At 61.0% G+C, this 8,519-nt stretch carries 12 protein-coding genes; 1 reads left to right on the top strand and 11 read right to left on the bottom strand.

Annotated features, from left to right (window positions below; all coding sequences use genetic code 11):
• Positions 1-279: 279 nt before the first annotated feature.
• From EN893_RS10115 to EN893_RS10070, 9 genes are all read right to left on the bottom strand, one after another.
• Positions 280-582, bottom strand: coding sequence for a DUF1330 domain-containing protein (locus EN893_RS10115; protein WP_127270084.1), 303 nt, complete (start codon positions 580-582; stop codon positions 280-282).
• A gap of 113 nt (positions 583-695) precedes the next feature.
• Positions 696-938 carry a hypothetical protein gene (locus EN893_RS10110; protein ID WP_127270086.1) on the bottom strand — a complete coding sequence of 81 codons (243 nt, stop codon included), beginning with the start codon at positions 936-938 and terminating at the stop codon, positions 696-698.
• A gap of 394 nt (positions 939-1,332) precedes the next feature.
• Positions 1,333-1,740: a TadE/TadG family type IV pilus assembly protein gene (locus EN893_RS10100; protein ID WP_127270088.1), complete on the bottom strand. Its 408-nt coding sequence runs from the start codon at positions 1,738-1,740 to the stop codon at positions 1,333-1,335.
• On the bottom strand, positions 1,730-2,155 hold the full coding sequence (locus EN893_RS10095; protein ID WP_127270090.1) for a TadE/TadG family type IV pilus assembly protein: 426 nt from the start codon (positions 2,153-2,155) through the stop codon (positions 1,730-1,732). Before EN893_RS10095 ends, EN893_RS10100 begins: the two co-directional genes overlap by 11 nt.
• Before the next feature lie 19 nt (positions 2,156-2,174).
• The gene (locus tag EN893_RS10090) at positions 2,175-3,401 is read right to left on the bottom strand and encodes a pilus assembly protein TadG-related protein (RefSeq protein ID WP_164748677.1); all 1,227 of its coding nucleotides are present in this window, start codon (positions 3,399-3,401) and stop codon (positions 2,175-2,177) included.
• 282 nt (positions 3,402-3,683) lie between these two features.
• Entirely contained in the window at positions 3,684-4,112 is a 429-nt protein-coding gene (locus EN893_RS39130; protein WP_236382794.1) for a DUF6074 family protein, read from the bottom strand.
• 46 nt (positions 4,113-4,158) lie between these two features.
• Entirely contained in the window at positions 4,159-4,455 is a 297-nt protein-coding gene (locus EN893_RS10080) for a DUF982 domain-containing protein (protein WP_127271426.1), read from the bottom strand.
• Between the two features lie 160 nt (positions 4,456-4,615).
• Positions 4,616-4,855 carry a hypothetical protein gene (locus EN893_RS10075; RefSeq protein ID WP_127271424.1) on the bottom strand — a complete coding sequence of 80 codons (240 nt, stop codon included), beginning with the start codon at positions 4,853-4,855 and terminating at the stop codon, positions 4,616-4,618.
• A 111-nt stretch (positions 4,856-4,966) separates the two neighbouring features.
• Positions 4,967-5,389 carry a hypothetical protein gene (locus EN893_RS10070; RefSeq protein WP_127272230.1) on the bottom strand — a complete coding sequence of 141 codons (423 nt, stop codon included), beginning with the start codon at positions 5,387-5,389 and terminating at the stop codon, positions 4,967-4,969.
• A 200-nt stretch (positions 5,390-5,589) separates the two neighbouring features.
• Here EN893_RS10070 and map point away from each other — a divergent pair, with 200 nt between their 5' ends.
• Positions 5,590-6,417: a type I methionyl aminopeptidase gene (map, locus tag EN893_RS10065; protein ID WP_127271537.1), complete on the top strand. Its 828-nt coding sequence runs from the start codon at positions 5,590-5,592 to the stop codon at positions 6,415-6,417.
• Between the two features lie 26 nt (positions 6,418-6,443).
• On the opposite strand, the gene EN893_RS10060 is transcribed toward map, so the two are convergent.
• Both EN893_RS10060 and EN893_RS10055 read right to left on the bottom strand, forming a co-directional pair.
• Positions 6,444-7,769, bottom strand: coding sequence for a HAMP domain-containing sensor histidine kinase (locus tag EN893_RS10060; protein ID WP_127272229.1), 1,326 nt, complete (start codon positions 7,767-7,769; stop codon positions 6,444-6,446).
• Positions 7,766-8,500, bottom strand: a complete 735-nt coding sequence (locus EN893_RS10055; RefSeq protein ID WP_027036872.1) for a response regulator transcription factor — start codon at positions 8,498-8,500, stop codon at positions 7,766-7,768. Before EN893_RS10055 ends, EN893_RS10060 begins: the two co-directional genes overlap by 4 nt.
• Positions 8,501-8,519 lie beyond the last annotated feature (19 nt).

The following is an 8,519-nucleotide window of genomic DNA, read 5'->3' as shown; positions in this document are numbered from 1 at the left end:
CACCATAGGCTAACGCGGCCACACAGGTCATAATCCTGCTACAAAGTGGTCGATTCCTCAGGGATGTAGCCGCTCCAAGAGCCCGCCGCAGGTCGCCCCCGTGGCGGGCTTTTCATTACACGGTCGAGTTGGGTTCTCGGGCACCGCGACAATGAGAAAGCCCCGCAGTGGTAAGCCCGCATTTATTGCCTGGTTTCCCGGCTTTAAACAGCTGACTGCGAGGTGTACGGATTCGGGCAAAAAAGCCGGATACTACCTGATTAAGGCGAGCCACCACGGTCAAAGAGTGGGTGTTGCAACCCCCTCGAGCGCAATGATCCTGGTGTTGGCGCAACGCTTCCGGATTTCAATAAGGCGGGCGTATTCCGCCGAATTGTACCAGCCCATCAACGACGTCATGTCGGGGAATTCGATAATAACCAAACGGTGTGGCTCCCAATCGCCCTCCAAGACTTTGGTCGCACCGCCACGACCTAGATATCTCCCACCATAACGCTCCTCGGTGGCTGGCACATCCCGCCGGTATTCCTCGAACGCGGCAGCGTTCTTTACGTCTACATCCGCTATCAGATAAGCGGCCATTTGCGCTTCCTCCTTCTCGACGGCGCCCGACCGTTACGCTCCGGTCGCGGGGGCGACGCCCGCCGGTCAAGACGCCCCTCTTCAGCGCTTCACCGGCAACCGCCGATGCGAAGTCAAAAGCCTGTTATAATCCACGGATTGGCGTCGTATCCGAGGCGCGGCTCTGCTTTTGCGCCGCTATCTCCCGATTTGGCGGTTCCGGTGAAACCACAGTCCAGATTTGGTGCGGACTTCTTGGCTGACGGGTTGGTGGAACATAAAGCGGCGGCGTCACTGACCGCCGCCTTCTTTTCCTTGGCAACAGCGACACCAGCCGCAGCGAAAACGACAGCCGCGCAAAATACAGCCACTCTCATTGGAACCCCCACATTGCACCCGACGGATGGTCGGACATGACCTAGCGTCACCTTAATATTAGCACTACGAAATATATTATCTAGCCCCGTGCCATCAAAAGCAGGCTGAGTGCCAAGCTTGCATCGTGACCGCCAAAACCGGTGCCGATCTGGACACCAGCCGGCATGAGTCGCATTCTGCTCGTGGAGAAAGACGTGGATCGACAAAACACAGGGGCTGATCAGGCCAAACGCTGGCGGGACCGGGCCCTGCGCAGTCGCCGGAGGCGTCTGTCACACAACATTGTGTCGTGGGCGCTGATCCTCAATGGCGATAACCATTCTCGGTGGTCTGATCGCGCTCAAGGCGTACAAGTAAGCAGAGCCCCAGCGCGCGAGGCTATCAGGCCGCAGCCTAGCCGCTGCCAAGCAGCGGCACGGTAACGGTTGTCGCGTAGTTGATCGGGAAGGAACTGAAGTAGGGGAAGTCGATGACGAAGGCATAGGCCGCGGTCAGATGCGCCATGCGGAAGCCGCCGCTCACGGGGTCGATGGCGATGGTGACGTTCACGTCCTTGAACCCCAAGGCCTGCAATTTCTGCGTGGCGATCGATTGAATATCGGCCTGGGTCAGCGTGTTCTTAAGCTGCAGCGAGCGCGCAGACGTCTCCAGCGTATAGCGAACACTGGAGACCGAGTGCATCGACCAGCCAAAGGCGAATATTCCGAACAGCAGCATGACAAGGAAGGGCGCGATCAGCGCGAACTCCAGCCCGGCCCCGCCCGATCGATCCCGCCGGAACGCGCTTACCCTAGCGGACACGGATCGTCTCCTGGTGACCGATTACAGTGGAAGTGGCAAATGGGCCGAAGGCAATTGGCGGCACCCAGGTGCCCGATGCCTGTATCTGGACATAGACCGCCGGCACCTTCGGCCCACTGCACATGGTGGACGCGTCGACCACCGTCGCCCCGCACATACGGATGCGGCTTAGCGTGACCTGGCCGTCTTCCGGCCGATTTTCCCAACTCGCAATGGCAAGGGCCTGGGTCGCCGCATCATCGGTCGATCCGCTCATGACCAGGTTCGCGGCGGTCTTCACACCGGCGCGCATCGACAGTGAACTCGTTACGTAGGACCAGCCGTCCAGAATACCAAGCAGCACCAGGCACAGAATGGGCAGCACCATCGCGAACTCGACCGCCGCAACGCCCGAATCATCACCAAGGATCGGCATCGATGGGCGCCCCACGGAGCTACTCGGACAGTGCCACGGACCGCGCGGCTGGAATGTTGGGCACTCCGAGGCTCGAGCAATCCTGATTGATGGTTGAGTTACCGGACCATTGGATCGTATTGGCGACGACCCTGGTGCAGCCGCCATTGCCCGAGAAGTTGCCAAGATAGTTCACTTGCTGCTTGGGGAAGTAGATGGCCCCGGTCAAAAGCGAGTCCGCTGTGCCGTTGAATGTGCTGGATGCGATCATGCCGGTCCTGTCGCCGTAGAACAGAACGCCTGAGTAGGTGCCCGAAGTCGACGCGCTGAGCTTCACGGACGCATTGCCATTCATGCTGACGGTCGAACTGCCCGACATGAAGATGGTCACCCCGCTGCCGGTGATGGCTGCGTTGGCGTTTATCTTGAAACTGCCCTGGACGACATAGACGCCGGGCGAAAGCGTGACATTGCCCTTCAGGTTCATGCCGCTGCAATAGGTGCCTGGACCGAGCGTCGCCTTGTTGTCGTTCTGGCAGGGGGTCGCGGCCACCGGGGCCGGCAGGTCGACAAAGGGATCGCCGGCAGGCAGTGCCTGGGTGATCGGGACCGCGCAGACGGTGGTGACGGGGTTGCTGAGAGAGACACCGCCTGCCGATATCAGGCAATCGGCCTGCAGGCCGGCCGAGCCCTGAACCTTGATGGCGTCCGAGGCGATCGAATTGGACATGACCGAGCAGCCGTTGAGCTTGACGCTGGTGCTGCCGGAAAACAGCGCCGCCTGCGAAGCGGACGGATCGAGCGCGAGCATGCAAGCACTCGAAGCATCGGTAATGACGGCCACCGCCCTTGCCTGTTCGGGGACCTTGTCTTGCGTGAAGATCAGGGTGAACATCCGGTCGAGCTGCTGGCCGACGATCACCTCGACCGCTTTTTTCGCCGTATTCGGGCCGGAGGCCGGCGGCGTGTTGACGACGATCGTGCCCGAGCCCAGTCCGTTCGACGCCGCGGACTGGGTCGCGGCCGCGACGATCGTCGGCTTGTCGGAACCCGAGATCTGTTCGAGCGCACCGGCATAGGCGGCTGCATCGGCCGTCGCCTGTAACCTCAGGCTGTTGTAGTACCAATAGGAGGTCTCGACGCCGAAGCCCGCAGCGCCGACAACGACCGGCAAGGTCAGAGCAAAAATGGTAGCGACGTTTGCGCCCGTGCTCCGGCGCATGGCGTCCATTACAAGCCGAACACGGGTGAAGCTACTCAAGGCCATGGTTTAAATTAGAAAGCACGCATAAATGAACGAATGGCTAAAAAGTTCGTTGCATTTTTGAGCAGTGGTCCATTGGCTTCAAAAAAGAAGTGTTTCGCTGGCTGACCAACGCGCAAGCGCGTCGATGTCTCAGAGTGGGCCGCCCCTCAAGGCCGGCGGGAAATTGCCGGATTCGCAGCCGAGACCGCGCGAACAACGACCGGGTCTCCGAAAAACACACCGGAGTAAACGTATTTACAAATTACTGTTCCATGTGTGGAGGATGGAGGTTCAGGATTTGCTTCAAGCGGAAAGAATTGGCATCGACTCCGCGACCGTATCAGCCAACATCTCTCGCTGCACGGCCAGGAAAAACCTGCGCACTTCATCGCTGGCTGCTGTTCTGTCCCTGCCGGAGCCGACCACAAGATCGAGCAACTCCGACGCCTTGGCTCTCCAGAACGAGGTGGCGGTCTCGCCATGCAGATTGCCGAGCTTGGCGGCAACCTCCCTGACCAAGAATACCTGACGGTCGATCGGGAATGCACGGACTTTTTCTGGGGACATCTTCCAAACCATGAGACTGACGCAACGAATCAACCATTGCCAACAAGCAAAGGCGTAGCCGGGAAGATGGAAACGGAAGCTTAACAGGGCGGACCTTGGTGCGGTGCTGTCGTCGGGACGAAACGCGCGCAACGGCGCGCTCACGACATTGCCGCGTGCGTTCAAATACGATCGCCGGTGTTTTAATCGGGCAACGAACAGGGCACAGCCCTCAGGCCTGGAGCGCCCTCGCCTCACCGCCGCGCTTGCGCGGCGTCATCATGTCCCTGGCCATCAGTCCACTGGCGCGGCAAAACGCCATGAACGCCCGGCAGGCATCCTCGGTCTTGACCACGTCCACCGTGGCGCCGAAGCAGGCGTTGAACGCTTTCTGATAGATCGGGCCCTGACGGCGCGCAGGCCAGTCCTGGAGAAAATCGAGCGCCTGTTCGACGCCATAGATTTCCTCGACTGGCAGACCGGGTCCAGGCGCTATGCGCACAGGCACCTCGAATTGCAGTCTATCCATTTCCTGTCTCCCGAACGGCATCGCCGAGGCAACGCCGTTCGTCGTCAAAAGTTGCTTTGACCGGCTTCTGGCCCAGAAATGTGTCGTCACTTGGGTCGCGGGCCGCCATGTCGCGCCAAACAAATCGCGCACCCGAGATCTGTCCTGGGGTGACATATGCTCACTGGTTCGCCGGATCCGTCTCCGCGTCGAAGGCCATGCGACTGGCGGTGATCAGTACAAATACCGTCGGCACGGCGAAGATGCCGCCGAGAACAAGGGCCGCCATCGCCGACAGGCCGAGCGTCTCGGCAACCGCCCAATAGACGGTTCCGATGCAGATGAGCGCCTGGACGCAGAGGAACGCGGCAGCCGAGGCCGCGCGCGACAGGGTTTTGAAGGTCTTGATGCGTTGTTGCATTGAAAAAATCCGGAAATGACGCGCCGCGCGACCGCTGCGCGGCCGACAGCCGCCGCACGATCACGACGCGAACAGGAATAGCGATGAGGTGGGGGTACGGCCCTGGGCCGCTCAGGCCGTGATGGTCGGGGGTGCGCGCGGCTGGTTGGTGCTCGCCCCGGGAACCGAGGCGGCCCCATATCCCGAAACCATCGCTCTTTGCGATGGCCGTTCGGCCCAAAGAAAAACAGCGTCGGGGACCGGAAGCGCGGGGTGGCCGCCGGCGAACTTGACCAGGACCGGACGGCCGGCACGAACCTCCAGCGCTTGCGCCTTGCCGGTGACACGCAGCAGCGCCGCCACTTCGCCCGACCGCTCGACACCGACGCTGACACCGCTTGGCGCAGACCCCGCAAAGCCTGACGCCACCGGCAGGCCGAAGCACAGCATCGCGAGCAGCACCATGCCCATCAGGCATGAGCACGCTGCCGTCAGCGGCGCTTCAGGCCATCCGGTTTGCCTGGCCGCCGCGAAGGGACGCGATCTCGAAAACATCACCCGCCCTAACGCACCATGGCCAGAAAGGGAAGCAAACCGGGCAAAAACCGGCAAGACATCGCCCTTGCGAGGCAAATATCGGGAAGCGCGCGGCCGCATCAGACAGTTCTTCCTTGAACCTTTTGCCCTCAAGTGCCAAATCTGGGGAAATTTTCACGCTGGCTCTCCTGCAGAGCCCTACCCGCTACACGGACAAAATGGTCACCTATCTCGACGCTGCCACGGCCCCGCTCAGAAATACCGGCCAGATCCGCCTCTATGGCGAGGACGGCTTTGCCGGCATGCGCAAGGCATGCGATCTCACCGCACGCTGCCTCGACGAGCTGGTGCCGATGGTCCAGCCCGGCGTCACCACCGAAGCAATAGACCGCTTCGTCTTCGAATTCGGCATGGACCACGGCGCGCTGCCGGCGACGCTCAACTATCGCGGCTACACGAAATCGTCCTGCACCTCGATCAACCATGTCGTCTGCCATGGCATTCCCGACAACAAGCCGCTCAAGGATGGCGACATCGTCAACATCGACGTCACCTACATCCTCGACGGCTGTCACGGCGATTCTTCGCGCATGTATCCGGTCGGCACGATCAAGCGCGCCGCCGAGCGCCTGCTCGAAGTCACGCATGAATGCCTGATGCGCGGCATTGCAGCGGTCAGGCCGGGCGCCCGCACCGGCGCCATCGGCGCCGCCATCCAGACCTTTGCCGAAGGCGAGCGCTGCTCGGTGGTGCGCGACTTCTGCGGCCACGGCGTCGGCCAGTTGTTCCATGACGCGCCGAACATCCTGCATTACGGCAGCGCCAATGAAGGCGTCGAGATGCGGCCAGGCATGATCTTCACCATCGAGCCGATGATCAATCTGGGCAGGCCGCATGTGAAGGTTCTGTCGGACGGCTGGACTGCGGTGACGCGCGACCGCTCGCTGTCGGCGCAGTACGAGCACACGATCGGCGTGACCGACACAGGGTGCGAGATTTTCACGCTGTCGCCCAAAAAGCTCGATCGCCCCGGCCTGCCGGCTTAGAGCGCGTCTGCCCGGCAGGAGGCCGTCTATGCCGACTGCACGCCAGCGGCATTCGGCAGGTCGATGGTGACGACCAGTCCGCTGGGCTGGTTGTCCTCCAATTCGATCCTGCCGCCGTGACCCTGGACGATGTCGGCAACGATCGACAGGCCCAGACCGAAGCCATGCTTCGATGCAATGCCACGCGACGCGTCTTCCTTGAAGAATGGTTCGAAAACACGGGCGCGTGCCGTCATCGGAATACCCGGCCCGTCGTCCCCTACCGTGATGCGCGCCGCCGTGCCGGTCGCTGTCAAGGCGACCGTGACATTGCCAGCGAATTTGACCCCGTTGTCGCAGAGATTGGCGATCGCACGCGCCAATGCATTGGGCTTGCACCAGCCCAGGAGCCGGTCCGGCCCGGAATATGAGACAGGAAATCCGACATCGGAGAACTCGGCGCAGACGGTTTGCAGAACGCTGGCAATGTCGGCGAGCTGCAGCTTCTCCGTCGAAACATCGTTGCGCAGATAGGTCAGGGTCTCGTCGATCAAGATTTCGATGTGCTGGACATCGGACAGGATTGCGGTTCGGATGGGTCCATCATCCATACGCTCGGCGCGAAGCCGCAGCCGCGTCAACGGCGTGCGCAGATCATGACTGACGCTGCGCAACATGCGCGTGCGATTTTCGATCATCGTGCGGATGCGCGTCCTCATCCTGTTCAGGGCGCGCGCCAATCCCACCATTTCAATGGAGCCGTGTTCGACGAAGAGCTGTTCGCCATTCTCAATCTCGGCCGAACCGACTGCTGCCGAGATGCGCTTCAATGGATCCGTCACGGCCCAAACCGCAAACAGCCAGATCAGCACGGGCAAGGCGACGAAAGCCATGAACCTGTAGAACGAGGCACGGACGAGGCCCGATGTCAGCCAGGAATCGGGCATGCCGAAATGGGCCAGGACGTCCTGCTGGTCCAAGTCGATGACAAACGCGTATCGGCCGCCGATCCTTAGCCAGCGTCCATCAACCGTCCCCCTGTCGATACGCAAAAGCCATTCGACACTTCGCCATTGCAGATAGGACTGGGGAATGCCGGCTATCTGGTCCCTGGGCAATATCTCGAAATCAAAGCCGGCCCGCTTTGCTGTCGCCAGAATTGCGCTACGCGCCTCCGCCGGCGTTTCTTGCAACAAGGCAGCAACAACGCCTGCACGCCTTGCGTTATCTTCCGCGGCGGGAAGGTCGACGTTCTCTATGAAACTCTCAACGACCGAACCGACGAACATGATCACGATCACCGCGATGAAAATGATCGCCACAAACTGCCCACGCACAGACTGCGGCAGGAAACGGCGGAGGATATCACTCATGCTTCCTCCACCGTCGCGGTGAAGATATAGCCACCCAACCGAACGGTCCTCAAAAGCACCGGATCGCGCGCATCCTTTTCGATCTTCCTGCGGATTCGACTGATATGGACATCGACGCTACGCTCGATCGGCCCCGCGAGCCCGGCATGGGTTACGCCCAGAAGTTCCTCGCGAGAGAGAACCCGGCCCGCATTGCGACAAAAGGCAAGCAACAGGTCGAATTCATGCGTCGTGGTCGTAACCCGCGCATTGTTGGGGTCATGCAATTGCCGGCGTATTGGATCGAGGCGCCAGCCGTTGAAACGAAGCACCTTCGACCAGTCCCGCTCGTCTGGAGCATAGGCTGTGCGGCGCAGCAGCGCCCGTATCCTGGCCGTCAATTCGCGCGCGCTGAACGGTTTCGTCACATAGTCGTCGGCGCCGATTTCCAGCCCGAAGATGCGGTCGATTTCCTCACCGAGCGCGGTCAGCATCAGGATCGGAATGTTGGTTCCGGCACGAAGACGGCGGCAGATGTTGAGACCGTTTTCGCCCGGCAGCATGACATCGAGCACGATGAGATCGAATTTCTGGTTGCGAAGCGCGGCGTTCATCTGGACGCCGCTCTCGGCAATTTCCACGATCATGCCGTTGTCGGTGAGCGTCTCGCCCAGCATGCGCGCGATCTCAAGATCGTCTTCGACAATGAGGATGCGCGAACCTTGCCTTGCCGACCTGGATTCGGCGCTCAAATCGCTTTGGTGCCGTTGC

The organism is Mesorhizobium sp. M7A.F.Ca.CA.004.04.2.1 (assembly GCF_004022825.1).
GTDB lineage: Bacteria > Pseudomonadota > Alphaproteobacteria > Rhizobiales > Rhizobiaceae > Mesorhizobium.
This window is presented reverse-complemented; position numbering and strand designations above follow the sequence as displayed.

What these genes read in the sequence shown, in the direction of transcription:
- EN893_RS10115 (WP_127270084.1), bottom strand. Translation starts at nt 582, where the DNA reads ATGGCCGCTTATCTGATAGCGGATGTAGACGTAAAGAACGCTGCCGCG.
- EN893_RS10110 (WP_127270086.1), bottom strand. Translation starts at nt 938, where the DNA reads ATGAGAGTGGCTGTATTTTGCGCGGCTGTCGTTTTCGCTGCGGCTGGT.
- EN893_RS10095 (WP_127270090.1), bottom strand. Translation starts at nt 2,155, where the DNA reads ATGCCGATCCTTGGTGATGATTCGGGCGTTGCGGCGGTCGAGTTCGCG.
- EN893_RS10090 (WP_164748677.1), bottom strand. Translation starts at nt 3,401, where the DNA reads ATGGCCTTGAGTAGCTTCACCCGTGTTCGGCTTGTAATGGACGCCATG.
- EN893_RS10080 (WP_127271426.1), bottom strand. Translation starts at nt 4,455, where the DNA reads ATGGATAGACTGCAATTCGAGGTGCCTGTGCGCATAGCGCCTGGACCC.
- EN893_RS10075 (WP_127271424.1), bottom strand. Translation starts at nt 4,855, where the DNA reads ATGCAACAACGCATCAAGACCTTCAAAACCCTGTCGCGCGCGGCCTCG.
- EN893_RS10070 (WP_127272230.1), bottom strand. Translation starts at nt 5,389, where the DNA reads ATGTTTTCGAGATCGCGTCCCTTCGCGGCGGCCAGGCAAACCGGATGG.
- map (WP_127271537.1), top strand. Translation starts at nt 5,590, where the DNA reads ATGGTCACCTATCTCGACGCTGCCACGGCCCCGCTCAGAAATACCGGC.
- EN893_RS10060 (WP_127272229.1), bottom strand. Translation starts at nt 7,769, where the DNA reads ATGAGTGATATCCTCCGCCGTTTCCTGCCGCAGTCTGTGCGTGGGCAG.